Annotated in this window: 14 protein-coding genes; 3 read left to right on the top strand and 11 right to left on the bottom strand. The window is 68.5% G+C overall.

What is annotated here, in order from left to right; translation table 11 throughout:
• Window positions 1-168: 168 nt before the first annotated feature.
• From J2W21_RS08300 to J2W21_RS08255, 10 genes are all read right to left on the bottom strand, one after another.
• Window positions 169-1,581 (bottom strand): MFS transporter, encoded by a 1,413-nt coding sequence (locus J2W21_RS08300; protein WP_307114032.1) that lies wholly within the window; start codon window positions 1,579-1,581, stop codon window positions 169-171.
• 424 nt (window positions 1,582-2,005) lie between these two features.
• Entirely contained in the window at window positions 2,006-2,920 is a 915-nt protein-coding gene (locus tag J2W21_RS08295; protein ID WP_307114031.1) for a bifunctional 5,10-methylenetetrahydrofolate dehydrogenase/5,10-methenyltetrahydrofolate cyclohydrolase, read from the bottom strand.
• A complete protein-coding gene (locus tag J2W21_RS08290; protein ID WP_307114030.1) occupies window positions 2,917-3,588 on the bottom strand; it encodes a cyclodeaminase/cyclohydrolase family protein in 672 nt (223 codons plus the stop codon). Before J2W21_RS08290 ends, J2W21_RS08295 begins: the two co-directional genes overlap by 4 nt.
• A 2-nt stretch (window positions 3,589-3,590) precedes the next feature.
• Window positions 3,591-6,083, bottom strand: coding sequence for a GcvT family protein (locus tag J2W21_RS08285; RefSeq protein ID WP_307114029.1), 2,493 nt, complete (start codon window positions 6,081-6,083; stop codon window positions 3,591-3,593).
• Window positions 6,084-6,132: 49 nt separating this feature from the next.
• Complete coding sequence (purU, locus tag J2W21_RS08280) at window positions 6,133-7,038, bottom strand: formyltetrahydrofolate deformylase (protein WP_373423089.1); 906 nt, start codon at window positions 7,036-7,038, stop codon at window positions 6,133-6,135.
• A gap of 128 nt (window positions 7,039-7,166) precedes the next feature.
• Window positions 7,167-8,573 (bottom strand): ferredoxin reductase, encoded by a 1,407-nt coding sequence (locus J2W21_RS08275; RefSeq protein WP_307114028.1) that lies wholly within the window; start codon window positions 8,571-8,573, stop codon window positions 7,167-7,169.
• Window positions 8,570-9,874 carry an aromatic ring-hydroxylating oxygenase subunit alpha gene (locus tag J2W21_RS08270; RefSeq protein WP_307114027.1) on the bottom strand — a complete coding sequence of 435 codons (1,305 nt, stop codon included), beginning with the start codon at window positions 9,872-9,874 and terminating at the stop codon, window positions 8,570-8,572. Before J2W21_RS08270 ends, J2W21_RS08275 begins: the two co-directional genes overlap by 4 nt.
• 660 nt (window positions 9,875-10,534) lie before the next feature.
• Window positions 10,535-11,344: an IclR family transcriptional regulator gene (locus tag J2W21_RS08265; protein WP_307114026.1), complete on the bottom strand. Its 810-nt coding sequence runs from the start codon at window positions 11,342-11,344 to the stop codon at window positions 10,535-10,537.
• Between the two features lie 114 nt (window positions 11,345-11,458).
• Window positions 11,459-12,088, bottom strand: coding sequence for a phosphoribosylanthranilate isomerase (locus J2W21_RS08260; protein WP_307114025.1), 630 nt, complete (start codon window positions 12,086-12,088; stop codon window positions 11,459-11,461).
• Window positions 12,088-12,804, bottom strand: coding sequence for a hypothetical protein (locus J2W21_RS08255; RefSeq protein WP_307114024.1), 717 nt, complete (start codon window positions 12,802-12,804; stop codon window positions 12,088-12,090). Before J2W21_RS08255 ends, J2W21_RS08260 begins: the two co-directional genes overlap by 1 nt.
• 78 nt (window positions 12,805-12,882) lie before the next feature.
• Here J2W21_RS08255 and J2W21_RS08250 point away from each other — a divergent pair, with 78 nt between their 5' ends.
• The 3 genes from J2W21_RS08250 (at window position 12,883) to J2W21_RS08240 (ending at window position 15,595) form a co-directional block, all read left to right on the top strand.
• Complete coding sequence (locus J2W21_RS08250) at window positions 12,883-13,929, top strand: zinc-dependent alcohol dehydrogenase (protein WP_307114023.1); 1,047 nt, start codon at window positions 12,883-12,885, stop codon at window positions 13,927-13,929.
• Between the two features lie 69 nt (window positions 13,930-13,998).
• Window positions 13,999-14,403, top strand: a complete 405-nt coding sequence (locus J2W21_RS08245) for a 6-pyruvoyl trahydropterin synthase family protein (protein WP_307114022.1) — start codon at window positions 13,999-14,001, stop codon at window positions 14,401-14,403.
• Between the two features lie 49 nt (window positions 14,404-14,452).
• A complete protein-coding gene (locus J2W21_RS08240; RefSeq protein WP_307114021.1) occupies window positions 14,453-15,595 on the top strand; it encodes a glycosyltransferase in 1,143 nt (380 codons plus the stop codon).
• Here J2W21_RS08240 and J2W21_RS08235 read toward each other — a convergent pair.
• On the bottom strand, window positions 15,570-15,917 hold the full coding sequence (locus tag J2W21_RS08235; protein ID WP_307114020.1) for a cell division protein CrgA: 348 nt from the start codon (window positions 15,915-15,917) through the stop codon (window positions 15,570-15,572). The two genes, J2W21_RS08240 and J2W21_RS08235, sit on opposite strands and share 26 nt — an antisense overlap.
• Between the last annotated feature and the right edge of the window lie 14 nt (window positions 15,918-15,931).

The raw sequence follows: 15,931 nt of genomic DNA, 5'->3' as shown, positions 1-15,931 counted from the left end.
TCGGGCTGGACCACACAACGGCCTTCGACATCACGGCATCCGGCTCACGTGCTCGACGCATCAAAGAGGCCTCCGCCGCTGTCGCGGCGAAGGCCTCCTGCATGGTGGGCTCGGTTACCCGGCCCGACGGCTTTGGCTCTGACTCGAAATGACGGTGCAGTCCCAGTGTCAGTGGGAGAAGTCTGCTGAGATCTCGGCGAGGGTGCGCCCCTTCGTTTCAGGCGCGAGCCATTGCGAGAGGACTGCGCCGAGTAATGCGACGGCGGCGGCTGCAACCATGCTTGGGCCCATGCCGATGTTGCTGATCGCCCATGGCAACGCGAACGTGCCGAGTGCGGCTCCGATGCGGCTGAAGGCTGCGGCGAAGCCCATGCCGATGCCGCGCAGGTGACCGGGGAATACCTCTGCCGGGTAGACCTGCGTCAGCGTGGTGTAGCCGGCGTTGAAGTAGGAGAAGGCGAGAAACAGGACGAGCACGAGGATCGCAGGTGCGTTCGCCCAGAGTCCGATAACGAGCAGGATGCCTGCGCAGAGCCACTGCCCGGGCACGGTGAGGATTCGGCGGCCGAGCTTGTCAATCAGAAGCACGGTGGTGACAACGCCCGCGGTCGCAAGTGCGGACAGGCCCACTCCACCGGCCCAGCCGCCGCCGAAGCCGAAATGGTTGAGCACGTCGTCGGCGAAAGTCGCGATCGCGAAGTACGGGGTGACCGCGCAGAACCAGAAACCTGAGGTGAAGAGCGTGGTGCGCCAGTACTGTCTCGAGAACAGCATTCCGACGGAGGCGCCCTTGACCTTGGTCCTGCTCCGCGCGGCTTGGGCCTCCTGGATCTTCCTCAGATCGATCTCTTCGGTGATGCTCTTGTGCATCTGGGGCGATTCAACGTATCTGCGTGCGATCGCCAGTGCTTCCTCGCGCCGTCCCTTCGTGATGAGCCAGCTCGGCGATTCGGGGAGGCCCAAGCGGGCGAGGAACAGGACGAATGCGAGTATCGTGCTCGTGCCGATCACGAGGCGCCATGGGGTGCCGGCGTCGTGCAGGAGCGTGCCGATGATGAATGCCATCATGAAACCGACGTACCAGGCGATGAGGGTCAGCCCGAGCAATCGTCCGCGGAGCTTCGGAGGGGAGAACTCTGACAGCAGTGGCCCGCCGATTGAGTATTCGCCGCCGATCGCGACGCCCATGAAGAACCGGATGACGGCCAGCTGGATCACGGCTCCGTCTCCGGAGGTTACGAAGAACTGGGCCGCTGAGGCGAGCAGGAACAGGCCCATGTCCACGAGGAACATGGGCTTGCGTCCGAACTTGTCAGTAGCCCAGCCGGCCAGCGGGGAGCCGACGAAGATCCCAGCCAGCGGGCCTGCAGCGATCATGCCCAGCGATAGTTCGTTGAGCTGGAGATCCGCCCGCATGGGTCCGGTGACGGGGCCGATGATTCCGAGGATGTAACCGTCGAGGAACATCCCGCCGATGAAGACAGCGACAAGCCGTATCATGAAGCGGCGTTTGAACGTGGAGCTGGTCTCTTTTGAGATGGAGGCGTCGGCGGGGGCCGTCGTCCTGATCGAATGGATCACTGAGATTCGTTCCCTTCTGGTTTCAGCGCAAACCGCTGCCGGCACCCGAGCGCCGTTTCCTAGGTGCTTGGAGAGCCGCAGCAGCCCTGGGCGACCGGTCGACGAGCCCGACTGGCTCGATGCCAGCCGATATGGCCGCGCAGGACTCGGGAGACGACTTCGGCGTCGTTCCCAGGTTCCGGCGCACCGCACTGCTTTGATCGATGGTGCTGCCACCTTTGATAGTCATCAACAGTTCCCAACGTTGTGCGGCCGATGCGCGAGACAGGGCTCCCCTGTGATCGGCCATCCTGAATTCGTTTAGCTGTTTCTCAGCGCATCACGGGTGGAGTCCCGAGGGGGAAACAACCGGGTCGGCTTCGTTCCGTGATGATCAACAACGTTCGCTCTGTGCAACAGATCGTGCGCTAGGTCACACTCAAAGTCAAGGGCGTCGCCTGTGCAAGACAGAGTGTGTAGGCGTTCCTTGCTGCTGGTCCCGAGGCATGCCGGACGATTGGCGCCGAGCGGCCTCCACGGTGTGGAGCAGCAGCAACGCCGTCGTCACGGAGCCGACGCCACCCGGAACAGGGCTGAGCGCAGCTGCAACCCCTCGGACGCTGTCCGCGTCCACGTCCCCCGCCAGCGACCCGTCGGCCAGGACGTTGGTGCCCACATCGATGACTACGGAAGAGGAAGAGACGTGGCTGCCGTTGAGCAGGCCGGTCCTTCCCGCCGCGACCACCACGATGTCCGCCCCAGCCGTGTGGTTCTCCAGCGGCCCGGACCGTGAATGGCACACCGTGACGGCAGCGTCGCGTTCCAGGAGCAGGAGGGCCAGCGGCTTTCCCACCACTGCCGAGCGGCCTACAACCACAGCGCGGCGCCCGGCCACCGGGATGCGGTGGTGTTCAAGGATCTCGACGACGGACCGGGCCGTGGCAGGCGCGAAGGCGGGTTGCCCCACGGCGAGGCGGCCAAGGCTCAGCGGGTTCGCCCCGTCGATGTCCTTCTCCGGCGGAATCAGCCCCACCAAGGCATCGGTGCGGACGCCGGCCGGAAGCGGCGTCTGCAGGATGATGCCGTGCACCGACGATTCGGTGGCCAGGTCGCGCAGGACGCCGGCCAGGTCCTGCTCCGTTGCATCGTGGCCGAGATCGATGACGCGGCAGCCGATCCCGGCCGACTCTGCGGCGCGCTCGATGGAACGGACGTACCAGTGGGTCGAGCCGTCGTCGGTGGCGATGACCACGGCTAGGACAGGGCGAATGCTGTCCTGCTCGAGGTCCCGGCCCTGTTCCCGCGCGCGGCGCCGGATGTCTCCGGCCAGCTCCTTTCCAGAGAGCGTCTGGGCGCTCACTGCAGGATCCTTTCCCGTACCCGCCCCACGAGGGCGTCCGCCGCCGCCACGACCTTTTCCTCGATGCCGGCAGTCTGCTCCTTGAGCAGCGACCGCGCCGACTGGTCCTTGATGGCCACGACGTTGATGTCGATGTTGACCCGTGCCGTGGTGGCGGCGGCACGTGCCGCATCTGCTGCTGCCGCCACGTCGCTGATGACGTTCGGGTTGGCGACGTCGGCCAGTCCGGCTGCGAGGTCCACCACCTCACCGGCCAGCTTGATCAGCTGTGCGGGGGTCTGTGCGGCCTGCACCAGCGCCGCCTGGATGGCTGACGTCTTGGCAGCCCTGAGCCCCTCGGTGTCAGAGGGAAGCCGGTACGCGTCGATCACCGCCTGGAAGACCCGTTCATCGGACTCCGCCAGGCGCAGTGCCTCCGATGCGAGCTCATCGGCCACCTTCGTGGTCCGCTCCACCAGTCCTGCATGCTCTTCGTACTTGGGGCCGGTGGTGTAGCGGGCCACCATGGCCACTAGTGCCGCCCCCTGTGCGGCATGGAGTGCGGCTGCCGCCCCGCCTCCCGGCGTGGGTTGCCGGGAGGCGAGCCGTGCGAGGTAGCTGCCGAGGGTCTCGGTGCCGACCGACCCGGCGCCGGACGGTGCCGCTCTGTTCGAGTGCTGTTCCGTCATGCTCAGCCGCGCAGCCGGGACATGGTGGGGTCGTACAGCGGATCCTGGGTCACGGTGGCCACGATGCGGCGGCCGAAGTACTCGATCTCCACGGAATCGCCGACCGAAACTTCGGCGGGCAGGTAGGAGTAGGCAATGGGCTTGCGGACGGAGTAGCCGTAGGCGGCGCTGGTGACGTAACCCACCGCCTGGTCCTTGTAGAACACCGGTTCCTTGCCCAGCACGAGGCTGCGGCCGTCGTCGACAATGAGGCAGCGCAGGCGCCGCGCGGAGTTCTCCTCGGTGCGGCCCTCCAGAGCTGCCTTGCCCACGAAGTTGTCCTTGGCCATCTTGACCGCGAAACCGAGGCCGGCCTCGAAGGGGTCGTGCTCGGTGGTCATGTCGGAGCCCCAGGAACGGTAGCCCTTCTCCAGGCGGAGCGAGCTGAAAGCGGCGCGGCCCGCGGCGATGATGCCGAAGGGCTGGCCGGCCTTCCACAGCGCATCCCAGAGGCGCTGGCCGTTGTCTGCGCTGGTGTACAGCTCCCAGCCCAGTTCACCGACGTAGGACAGGCGCATCGCCGTGACCGGGATGCCGCCGATGACAACCTTCTTGGCCCGGAAGTACTTCAGGCCGTCGTTGGAGAAGTCGTCGCTGCTGACCGCGCCGACCACCTCCCGGGCGAGCGGACCCCAGAGGCCGATGCAGCAGGTGCCGCCGGTGGTATCGCGTACCTGGACCCAGTCCTCGGCGCTGCCGCTTTCGGTCTGGTGGCGGGCTGCCCGCTCGAAGTAGACGGTGTCGATGTTGCCGTTGGCGCCGAGCTGGAAGGTCTGCTCATCCAGACGGGCCACCGTGATGTCGCTTCGGACGCCGCCCTGGTCATCCAGCAGGAGCGTGTACGTGACGGCTCCGGGCTTCTTGTTCAGGTCCCCGGTAGTCAGTTCCTGCAGCAGCTTCAGTGCGCCGGGTCCGGAGATCTCCAGGCGCTTGAGCGGGGTCATGTCGTACATGGCGACGGCAGTACGCGTCTTCCACGCCTCGGCCGCGGCAATGGGGGAGCTGAACATGCCGGACCAGGAATCGCGAGCCGGCGGCTGCCAGTCTGCGGGCAGTTCCTTGAGCAGCTCGGCATTGGCCTCGAACCAGTAGGGCCGCTCCCAGCCTCCGCTTTCGAGGAAGAAGCCGCCCAGCTGCTGGTGGCGGGCGTGGAAGGGGCTGACACGCAGGTTGCGCGGGGAAAGCTTGGGCTGCAGCGGGTGCAGGACGTCGTAGATTTCCACGAAGTTCTGCTGCGAGGTTTCGCTGACGTACTCCGGGGTCAGCTGCACTTCCTCGAAGCGGTGGATGTCGCAGTCGCCCAGGTCGATGGAGGACTTGCCGTCCACCAGTAGTTCGGCCACGGCCCGGGCGATGCCGGCGGAGTGGGTGACCCAGACGGCCTCGGCCACGAAGAAGCCGTCCAGTTCCTTGGACTCGCCCACCAGCGAGCCGCCGTCGGGGGTGAAGGAGAAGATGCCGTTGAAGCCGTCCTCGATCTCGCTCTCGCTCAGGGCGGGCAGGATCTGTTTGGTGGCCTCCCAGGCCGGGAGGAAGTCCTCGAGGGTGAAGTCCAGGCGGGAGGGCATGTTGTGTTCGCTGATCTCGGTCGGCTTGAAGCTGCCGAGCTCGTCCAGGTCGACGGGCATGGGCTTGTGCGCGTAGGAGCCGATGCCGTAGCGGTCGCCGTGTTCGCGGTAGTAGAGGTCCTGGTCCTGGTGGCGGAGGATGGGCAGCCGCGCACCGTTGGGCAGCTCGTTCTTGCCCTGCAGTGCCGGAACCGGGGTGGTCTTGACGTACTGGTGGGCCAAGGGCAGCAGCGGCACCGACATGCCGATCAGCTCGCCGACCTTTGCGCCCCAGAAGCCGGCGCAGGAGACGACGATGTCAGCCGGGATCACGCCGTCGGGCGTCTGGACGCCGGTGACGCGGCGGGCGGACTGCTCGATGCCGGTCACTTCGGTGTTGCCGATGTACTTTACGCCGGCCGCCTCGGTGCGCTTGATCAGCAGTTGGACCGCGCGGGCGGCGCTGGCCAGGCCGTCGCTGGGAACGTGGAGGCCGCCGAGGATCTCGTCCTCATTGATCAGGGGGTAGAGCTCCTTGCATTCAGCGGGGGAGAGGATGGACCCCTCAATGCCCCATGAGGAGGCGTAGCCAAGCTTGCGCTTCAGGTCCGCGAGGCGGGTTTCGGTGGTGGCGACTTCCAGCCCTCCCACCTGGTTGAAGCAGCTGACGCCGTCCTCGGTGAGGGACAGGAGCTTCTCCACGGTGTACTTGGCGAACAGCGCCATGGACTTGGAGGGGTTGGTCTGGAAGACCAGGCCGGGGGCGTGGGACGTGGAACCGCCCGGCATGTTGAGGGGGCCTTGGTCCAGGACCGTGATGTTGCTCCACCCCTTCGTGACGAGTTCGTCCGCGAGGTTGGTGCCGACGATGCCGGCTCCGATGATGACAATGCGGGGCGTCGATTCCATGAGGTTCTCCTGCTGCTCTACGAATTAATGTCTGTGCCGGCAGTGCCGGTTACCGGAACACCACGGTGCTGGTCTCGTCCAGCAGCACGCGGTGCTGGCAGTGCCAGCGGACGGCCCGGGACAGGGCGAGTGCCTCGGCGTCCTGGCCGACGGTGGACAGGGCGGAGGGGCCGTAGCTGTGATCTACCCGGATGACTTCCTGCTCGATGATCGGGCCCTCGTCCAGGTCGGCGGTGACGTAGTGCGCGGTGGCACCGATGAGCTTCACGCCGCGTGCGTGGGCCTGGTGGTAGGGCTTGGCACCCTTGAAGCCGGGGAGGAAGGAGTGGTGGATGTTGATCGCACGGCCTTCCAGGGAACGGCAGAGATCGTTTGAGAGCACCTGCATGTATCGGGCAAGGACCACCAGATCGACGTCGTATTCATCCACGAGCTCCAGAAGGCGGCGTTCGGCGTCAGCCTTGGTGTCCGGGGTGACTGGGATGTGGATGAAGGGCAGGCCCGCGGCCTCGGCCATGGCACGGTGGGTCTCGTGGTTGGAAACCACCAGGACCAGCTCACCGCCCAGACTGCCGCCGCGCCAGCGGAAGATGAGGTCGTTGAGGCAGTGGCCGAACTTGGAGACCATGACCAGGACACGCTGCTGGGTCTGGTCGTGGAAGCTGAACTTCATGTCGAACCGCTGCGCGATGCCGCCGAACTCTTCTTCGAGCATGGCGGGGGTGTAGCTGGGGGACCCGGAGAATGCGGTGCGCAGGTGCAGCGTCTCGCGCAGGCTGTCGTCGAACTGCTGGTGCTCGTCGATGTTGAAGCCGCGCTCGAAGAGGAACGTGGTCACTGCCTGCACGATTCCGGCCTGCTCCCGGCAGGACAACGTCAGCACGAACTTCTGGGCGTGCTCGTCCTTGAGCTCCGGCCGGACAGCCGTGGCAGGTGCTGGTTCCATGAGGGGCATGGCCCTCCTCCTTGTAGATATATTCAAAGTAGAAGACTGATATATTAGATTGCCCAGCTGGACTCGCCAGGAGGCAAAGTCTGCATCAGGCCTTCTGCGGGGGCGGCGGCGCCGCTCCAGGGGAGCCTCTAGGCGTCGATGGCCAAGTCGGTGCGCGCTGTGGAACAGCAGGGAAGGAATTTGCCGGCGTCGATCTCCCGTTTGCGGATCCCGCCTTGGTGGTTCATCTCGACCTCCCCGGAAAGCTTGACGACCTTGCAGGAGCCGCACATGCCCTCCTTGCAGTTGGCGCCGATCCTGACGCCCGCCCGCTGCGCCACCTCGAGGATGTGCTGGTCGGGATCGATCCGCACCTTGATGCCAGTGCGCATGAAGGAGAGGGTGAGGCTTCCCGTTCCGACCGTGTCGAAGCTCGAGGCATCGGGGGTTCCCGCCTCGGGCTCCGCGTGCGAACTTCCTTCGGGGGCTGGCGCGTCCGGGTTGGCGGTTTCGAGCGGCAGCCCCGCGGCCTGCAGGGTTCCGTCCTCGTCGTAACCGGGCTCATAGAGCCCGAACGGGCTTGGCTGGCTTTCGTAGTAGTCCTCAGCGGAAGTGGCGATTTCCCCTGCGATCTCCTCTGCGATGTCCGCCGCGAGGGCGAGTTCAGCCTGGTACTCGAGGATGGTCTGGCGATCACCCGAGAAGAACTCCATGTAGATGGAGGTGTCGTCGACGCCCACCTTCTTGAGGAGTTCGGTGGCGCTGTTCAGGTAACCCTCCGGGCCGCAGGCATACACTTGGCGGCCGTTTGCATCCGGAGCAACCTGATCGATCATGGCGGCCGTCAGCCTTCCGCTGAGCCCTTCCCACTCGTCGGGCTTGCTGCGGTCGCCTAGGGAGTAGAAGACCTTGACGCGCGAGTCCACGGATGCGATGTAGGCCAGTTCCTGGTGGAAGGCAAAGCCGCCGGCTTCCGCGCCGTGGTAGAGCACCACAACATCGGCATGGCCCGGCAGGGAGTGGATGGTCCGCACCATGGACATGATGGGGGTGATGCCCGCGCCGGCGGCCAGGAACAGGTACCGTGCACGCCGATCGGCGTCCGGCAGATGGAACGCCCCGACCGGTCCGAGCATGTCCAGGACGGTGCCGGGCCTGACGTTCTCATGCACCCACGGTGAAACAAGTCCCGTGTTGTCCCGTTTTACGCTGATGCTGAAGGTCCACGGCTGGGTGGGCGAACTGGACAGCGAGTAGCTGCGGTCTACTGGATCCTGGTCCTCGCCGTTGACGGGAAACGCGACGTTTACGTACTGGCCCGCACGGAACGCCAGAGGCGCACCGTCGCGGCGGCGGAACACGAAGGTCATGATGCCGCCTGCCTCGGGAACGGTCTCCACGCATTCGGCCATGAACTCCTGCGGATGCCACGGGCCGAGGGCACGCGCAGCGTTGGCAGGTCCTTCGATGCTGCCCATCACCCTGTTCCACGGCATTTCCAGGCCGCGGATGCGCTGTGGCTCCTGGATGGGTGTCTCAGTGAGGACGTCCGTCATGCCAAGTGCTCCTGCACGCGCTGGACGTACCAGTTGATGAATGCCTCGACCTGGTATTCGCTCTTCATGTAGGGGCCGGGCTCGTACGCGGGGCTGCTGGCACCCTGCTGGCACAGCTCCACGAACGCCTTGTCCTGCAGGTTGGTCTGCTTCCAGGTGTAGGTGAGCTTGTCGAGGTCGTAGTCAACGCCCTCCTCGGCGTCGTCGGCCACCAGCCAGGTGGTGCGGACCAGGGACTGGTGCTCGTTGATGGGGAAGACGCCGAACGTGATGACGTGGTCGCCGAGGAAGTGGAACCAGCTGTTGGGCTGCAGGTGCATCGAGCAGCGGCCCAGACGGAAGTCCGGCAGGTCGCCGAGCAGCTTCTTGGAGAGCCGGCGCCCATCGGCCGAGAACGACTCGCCCTCGCCGTCCAGGGATTCGCGTGAGATGCGGATTCCGGCTATGCGGGTGTCGAGCTCCTCGACCACCCTGTAGGGCAGGCCGTAGCGGCGGCACCGCTCCTCGAGCGATGACTGGGCCTGCTTGTTGCGGTCCCACACTTCCTCGAGGTGGGCAGGGATAAGGCCCTCGGTCAGGCCCCAGGTGGGGAAGAGCGAGCAGGCGAGTTCTGGGTGCCCGTCGCAGTGGTAGCACTCACGGTTGTTCTCCATGACGAGCTTCCAGTTGCCCTCTTCGATGATGTTCTGCTGGTAGGCGATCTTCGTCTTGGACAGGTCGTGGGGTGCGAGGTACGGCTCGAAGATCTTGGCAGTCTCATCGAAGTCCGCGGGCGGCTCGTCCGCGATGCAGACAAAGATGAGCCCGGCGACCTCGCGGCTGTGGGCACGCTTGAGGGCAAAGCAGTTCTTGTCGAACTTTGCCTCGCCGGGGGCGGAGGCGTGGATCAGGTTGCCCTCGGGAGAGTAGGTCCAGGAATGGTAGCCACAGACCAGGTTTCCGGTGGACCCGGCGGCCTCGGTCAGGACGCGTGCACCGCGATGGCGGCACACGTTGTGCAGGACATTGACGTCGCCCTCGTCGGTGCGCAGCACGATCAGGGAGTAGGGGCCGTAGTCCACCGTGATGTAGTCGCCCGGCTCCGGCAGCTCGGCAACGCTGCCGGCAAAGATCCAGTGCTGGCCGAAGACGGCCTCCATGTCGAGCTTGAAGAGCGTTGGGTCGGTGTAGAAGGGGGCATCGAGTGAATATCCCTTACGCCGGAACTCAAACAGCGCAGCGATTTCCGCCAGCTTCTCCGCAGGCAAGGTCGAAGCGAGTCTTCCGCGTGAATTGAGGGGCGCGTTCACTGGAGCAGTCATTAATTCCTCCCGGAAGGGCTGGGTAAGTGTGGCTTTGGGGCGACTACGGCGTGGAGGCCGCCGGCATCGTCTGAGGGTGAGGCTGCGCGTTCAGGAGGAACGGCGAGGCGCGAGAAGGGGTCCTGCGGGTGATGCTTGGAGCGAATCCATATTCGGCCCTTCGACGAGCGTGCGTCCTACGCAACAACGATCAGCATGTGCAACAGCGTGACGCAGGCCACCCTCGCTGTCAAGATGTGACGGATGCGTTCTGGAGCTCCGCAGGCAGGAGGCCATTCACCGGGCCGGGCAGTCCTTCTAGATGCATGGGGCCAGATTCGCGGGCGCTTGCCTCGGCCCGGCCGGGCTCCGCCGGGCCGGGGCTACCTTGGCTGCCGGCTGAAAGGCAGGTTGTTGTCCCGGGTCATGGCGAGATCATGCGGATCGCCGCGGCAGGACCGCGGGGGTGCAGACCCCCATCGTCACGACGATGCACACCAGCCGCCCGAGGGTCTGGCGGAGTTCGCCGATGGCCTTGCGGCGCGGTACTTCGTGGGCCGCGGCGCCGCGTATTGGTCGTGCCTACGATCGGTGGTTGGACGCGGCAACCGCAGGCAGCCAATGGCAGTCGACAACAGGCCATGGCCCTGAGTCATTGTGGACGTGGGGCGATTGATGGTCCTAGCGCCGCGTGTAGCCCATGTTGGCGCTGACCTTGAGTCCGGCTTCCTTGAGCGTCTCCAGCAGGCCGGGGATCTTCTCGGGGTCGAACCGGAACGCTGGCCCCGAGATACTGATGGCGCCCGTTACTTCGCCCTGGTGGTTGTAGACGGGCACCGCCACTGCATTCAGGCCGATCTCGAACTCCTCCCGCACGACCGCGTACCCCTTGGCGCCCACCTCGAGCAGCTGCTCATCCAGTTCTTTCCGGCTGGTGATGGTCTTGGCCGTGCGGGCTTTCAGTCCGGCCTCTTTCAGGATGCGGTCCCGTTCATCAGCACCCAAGGCAGCCAGGAGCACCTTCCCGCTGGAGGTGGCGTGCAGCGGCGTCAGGCTTCCCACCCAGTCATACGTTGCCAGTGTGGAGGGGCCCATGGCTTGGTCCACATTGACGGCGTAGTTGGACCGCAGGACGGCGAGGTTGACCGTTTCCTTGAATTCTTCGGCGAGGCTCTCCAGCACAGGCCGTGCCTCGTGGACCAGACTCAGCCGCCCGGGAATGGAGCTGGCCAGGCGGAGGATCCCGAACCCGAGCTGGTACTTGCCGCGATCGCTGTTCTGGTGGACCATCTCGCGGCTTACCAGCGACCCCATCAGCCGAGAGACGGTGGACTTGTGGATCCCCATCTCCTCGGCGATCTCACTGACGCCCGCGTGCCCCTCCCGCGCCAAGATCTCCAGGACAGTCAGCGCACGCTCTACGGACTGCACTCCGCCGGACTGGCCGCCCTCGAGGTCGGTCTCTGATTCCGGTTCATTTTTGGGAGCCATACCTACTGATCCTATGCCGGGGACCGTGATGGCGGTGACAGCGTGCATATGACCGGGGCAGGGGTGGGGCGCCCCAGGAAGTCCCGCCCTAGAGGCGCCCCAGGAGGTCCCGCCCTAGAGGACGGTGCGGGCGGCCTGGATGAAGGCGCGGATGAGCCCCAGGTCCTTCACCCCGCGCGATGACTCCACCCCGCTCGAGACGTCCACCCCGCCGGGCCGCAGCGCGGCGACCGCCTCGCCCACGTTCTGCGGGGACAGGCCGCCAGCCAGGGCCCAGAACCCGGACGGCGCAGCGCCGAGCTCGTCCTCGGAGAACCGCTCGCCGGAGCCGGGGACGGCGGCGTCGAGCAGGAGCCGGTCCGGGGAGGACCAGCCCGTGGCGGTGCGCCGCGTGTACTCGCCCGCGGAGAGGGCCCGGATCACCCGGAGGCCGGCCTCGCGGAGGGCATCGGCCGTCGCGTCCGGCTCGTCCCCGTGCAGCTGGACGGTGTCCACGCCGGCCTCGCGCGCCAGGGCCGCGACCTCCTCGAGCGTCTGGTCCCGGACCACCGCCACGGTCTCGACCTCGCGTCCCGCCCGGCCCGCCGCGTCCCGGGCGGCGGCCACGAGCCGAGCTGCCAGCGCAGCCCCGACCGTCCGGGGGCTCCCCGGGGCGAGGACGAACCCCACCGCGTCGGCCCCGGATTCCACCGCCGCCTCGACGGCCTCGGGCGTGGACAGCCCGCAGATCTTCACCCACAGCATCAGGACGCGCTCCCGCCCGCCGGCGCACGGTCGGCGTGCTCCGCCTCGTAGCGGACCTTGATGGCGCCGCGCTTGACCTTCACCTCGAGGATCCGCACGCCGGCGAGCTCGGACAGCGACCGCACGTGCGTGCCGCCGCACGGCTCGGCGTTGACGCCCTCGATCGTCACCGTGCGGTGCCCAGTGGCGTCCACGGACGCTGACACCGCCCCGCCGCGGGCCAGCACGGCGTCCATCTGCGCCTGGAACTCGGCGCGGACGGACTCGCGGGGCTCCGGGGTTGCGAGTTCGTCCTCGTGGCCGGCGGGGTCGAAGTCCAGCCGCGCCTGCCCGGGGAAGTGCGAATGTCCGGAGTGCTGCCAGCCGCGTGCCTCGCCGAGGTGGCCGAGGATGTGGCCCGCCGTGTGGAGCGCGGCGTGCCGGCGGCGCAGCTCCGCGTCGATCCGGCAGACGACGGCGGTCCCCACCTCGGGCGCGGAGGGCGCGCCGGTGAGGACCACGAGTCCCGCGTCGTCGCGCGCCGGGGTGACCGCGACGCCGTCGAGCGTCCCCTCGTCGGAGGGCTGCCCGCCGCCCTTGGGGTGGAAGATGTTGGGGGACACGGCCGCCCACGCGCCGTCCTCGTCCGTCCCGGCGGCGATCACGGTAGCGGTCGTCTCGGTGAGGTAGGTGTCGTCGAAGTACGCGTTGGTCTGCTGGTCTACCGCCGTGGTCATCCTTCCAGTCTAGGCGGGGCAGCGCGGCGCGGCCGGGGCCTGTGTCTCACCCGCAGCCCGGGTGGGTAGTGTCGGGGCATGGGAGATCCGCGCAGGACCGATCCGGGCGCCGCCGTGCCCTCCAGCGGCATGGCGAAGGCCACCGCCTACTGGACCACCGGCCCGCGCCGGGGCGAGCTGCGGCCGGTGCCCGTCCCGGAGCCGGGGGAGGGAGAGGCGCTCGTCCGCACCCTGTACTCCGGCCATTCGCGCGGCACCGAGAACCTTGTCCACGCGTGCAAGGTGCCGGACCGGGTCGCGGACCTCATGGAGGCTCCCCACCAGGAGGGCAGCTTCCCTGCCCCCGTCAAGTACGGCTATCTCTCGGTGGGGGTCGTCGAGCGCGGCCCGGCCGAGCTCGAGGGCCGCACCGTCTTCTGCCTCTACCCGCACCAGGACCGCTACGTGGTCCCGGCCGCGGACCTCACCCTGGTGCCCGACGGCGTGCCGCCCCGCCGCGCGCTGCTCGCCGGAGCCGTCGAGACGGCAGTCAACGCGCTCTGGGAGGGCGGCCCCCGCATCGGCGACCGGATCGCCGTGGTGGGCTGCGGGCTCATCGGCGCCTCCGCGGCCGCGCTCCTGCGCCGCTTCCCGCTGGAACGGCTCGAGGCCGTGGACCCGGACCCCGCCCGGGGGAGGCTCATGGACGCGCTCGGGGTCCGGCTCGTCGCGCCCGAGGATGCTGCGGAGGACTGCGACCTCGTCTTCCACGCCTCCGCGACGCCCGAGGGGCTCGCTCGCTGCCTCGAGATCGTGGGCGACGACGGCGAGGTCATCGAGCTGTCCTGGTACGGCGACCGCAGCGTGCAGGTCCCGCTCGGCGCGGACTTCCACGCCCGCCGCCTCTCGCTGCGCGCGAGCCAGGTGGGCCAGGTCGCCCAGCCACGCCGCGTCCGGCGCACGACCGCGCAGCGCCTGGCCCTCGCGCTGCGGCTCCTGGAGGACCCGGTGTTCGACGCGTTCCTCGGCGAGCCCTCCGACTTCGCCGACCTGCCCGCGACGATGGAGCGGCTCGCGGAGGGCGGCGACGTGGCCGGCGCCTGGCCCGGGCTGTGCCACGTGATCCGCTACCCCGGCGCCCCCTGACCCCTCACCCCTGATCCCGACCGGCGGCCCTGCGCGGCCGAGACCCGTCCCCTGACCCGAAGGAGAGCCATGTTCAGCCTCACCGTCCGCGACCACGTGATGATCGCCCACAGCCTCCCGAGGCCGGCCTTCGGCCCCGCCCAGGGACTGCACGGCGCCACGTTCGTAGTCGAACTGACCGTCCGTGCCGAGGCGCTGGACGCGAACTCGACCGTGATGGACATCGGCGAGGCCTCCGAGCTCCTTTCCGCAGTCCTAGACGGGCTGCGGTACCGCAACCTGGACGAGCACCCGGACTTCACGGGCCGCCTCACCACCACCGAGGTCCTCGCCCAGCACATCGCGGTGGGCGCAGCAGAGCACCTGCGCCGCCTCGAGCACCTCGCCGCGATCGAGGTGACGCTGCGCGAGAACCCGGACGCGTGGGCCTCGTACACGCTGGCCCTGGCCGGGGTCCCGGGCTCCCGCGGCTGAGATGGAGCGCACCCGCGTCCCGGCGCCTTCGCCGGCCAGGATCCGGCTCGTGGTCCCCGACGGCCTCGGCTACACCTCGGGGGGCACGGTCTACAACACCCAGCTTGCCGAGGCCCTGTCGGCGCTCGGCGCCGACGTCGAGGTGGTCGCGGTGCCGGGGGAGTGGCCGGTGGGCTCGGCCGAGGACCGCCGCCGCCTCGCCGCCGCGCTCGCTCCGGCGCACGACGGCGGCTCCCACCCGCCGCACCCGTCTCGGCCTGAGGGGACGCCCGCGGCAGGGGCCCACGTGCTGGTCGACGGTCTCCTCGCGCTCGGCGCCCCGGACGAGGTCGCCTCGGCCGTCCCTGCTGTGCGCGGCGGCGGGGGCCGCTTCGGCATCCTCGTGCACCTGCTCCTCGCGGACGCCGCGGGCCTGTCCCCCGAAGAGGCGGAGCGGCTCGCCGGCCTGGAGCGGCGCGCCCTCGCCGCCGCGGACGTGGCCCTGGTCCCGAGCGACTTCTCCGCCCGGCGTCTCGCCGAGCGCTACGGCATGGTGCCCGGGGTGGTGAGGCCCGGCGTCGTGGGTGCCCCGGCGGCGGGGGGCAGCCTCGCCGACGGCGGGATCCCGCACGTGCTGTGCCTCGCGGCACTCCTGCCGGGGAAGGGGCAGCTGCGGCTCGTGCGCGCGCTCGCGGCCCTCCGCGACCGGCCGTGGACGCTCACGCTCGCCGGGTACGACGCCGCCGACCGGGCCTACGCGCGCGCGGTCCGGGATGCCGCCGCGGACCTCGGCATCGCCGAGCGCGTGCGGGTGCCCGGCGAGCTGCGGGGCGACGCGCTCGACGCGGAGTGGTCCGTCACGGACCTCACGGTGCTCGCCTCGGACCCGGAGACCTATGGGCTCGCGGTGGTGGAGTCGCTCGCGCGGGGCATCCCGGCGATCGTCGCCGCGGGCACCGGGGCGGTCGAGGCGCTCGGGCTCTCCCTCGAGGGAGGCTTCGGGACGGCCGGGGCCGCGGTGGAGCCCCCGGGGAATGCGGGGCTCGGAGCCGCGGACCCGCTTGCCCGCAAGCTCGCGGGGTGGCTCGACGACCCCTCGGTGCGCGCCCGATGGCGGGCCGCCGCGCTCGCGGCGAGGCCGCTGCTGCCGGGGTGGGAGTCGACGGGACGCGCGGTGCTCCGCGCGCTCAGCCCCGCCAGCGCAGGGTCATGAGGAACCCCACGATCGCGATCCCGAAGCCGGCGAGGATGTTCCAGTTGCCCAGCTCGGGGAAGGGGAACAGGCCCTGGGTCACGTAGAACGTGATGATCCAGAGCAGGCCCACCACCATGAGGCCGAACATGACGTACTTGTACCACTGGGGCGTGGGTCCGCCGGCGCGTTGGGCGCGGCGCTGCCGCTTGGCCTTCTTCGCGGCCCTCCGCTCGGCCGCCTTGCGGTTGGCCGACCGGCGGTCGGCTGCCTTGGGGTCTGCTGCCTTCTTCGGCGCGGCCGCAGCCGGCTTCTGCTGGGGCTTGTCCGTCGACTCGGGCACTCGTCCTCCTCGGG

Source organism: Sinomonas atrocyanea (assembly GCF_030811715.1).
GTDB classification, from domain to species: domain Bacteria; phylum Actinomycetota; class Actinomycetes; order Actinomycetales; family Micrococcaceae; genus Sinomonas; species Sinomonas atrocyanea_A.
Note: the sequence above shows the minus strand (reverse complement) of the source record. Positions and strands in the feature narration are given on the sequence as shown.

Bases quoted from the DNA above. Each gene is read 5' to 3' on its own strand.
- J2W21_RS08250 (WP_307114023.1), top strand. From the start codon at position 12,883: ATGGGAGATCCGCGCAGGACCGATCCGGGCGCCGCCGTGCCCTCCAGC.
- J2W21_RS08245 (WP_307114022.1), top strand. From the start codon at position 13,999: ATGTTCAGCCTCACCGTCCGCGACCACGTGATGATCGCCCACAGCCTC.
- J2W21_RS08260 (WP_307114025.1), bottom strand. From the start codon at position 12,088: ATGCTGTGGGTGAAGATCTGCGGGCTGTCCACGCCCGAGGCCGTCGAG.
- J2W21_RS08265 (WP_307114026.1), bottom strand. From the start codon at position 11,344: ATGGCTCCCAAAAATGAACCGGAATCAGAGACCGACCTCGAGGGCGGC.
- J2W21_RS08255 (WP_307114024.1), bottom strand. From the start codon at position 12,804: ATGACCACGGCGGTAGACCAGCAGACCAACGCGTACTTCGACGACACC.
- J2W21_RS08290 (WP_307114030.1), bottom strand. From the start codon at position 3,588: ATGACGGAACAGCACTCGAACAGAGCGGCACCGTCCGGCGCCGGGTCG.
- J2W21_RS08275 (WP_307114028.1), bottom strand. From the start codon at position 8,573: ATGACGGACGTCCTCACTGAGACACCCATCCAGGAGCCACAGCGCATC.
- purU (WP_373423089.1), bottom strand. From the start codon at position 7,038: ATGCCCCTCATGGAACCAGCACCTGCCACGGCTGTCCGGCCGGAGCTC.
- J2W21_RS08270 (WP_307114027.1), bottom strand. From the start codon at position 9,874: ATGACTGCTCCAGTGAACGCGCCCCTCAATTCACGCGGAAGACTCGCT.
- J2W21_RS08285 (WP_307114029.1), bottom strand. From the start codon at position 6,083: ATGGAATCGACGCCCCGCATTGTCATCATCGGAGCCGGCATCGTCGGC.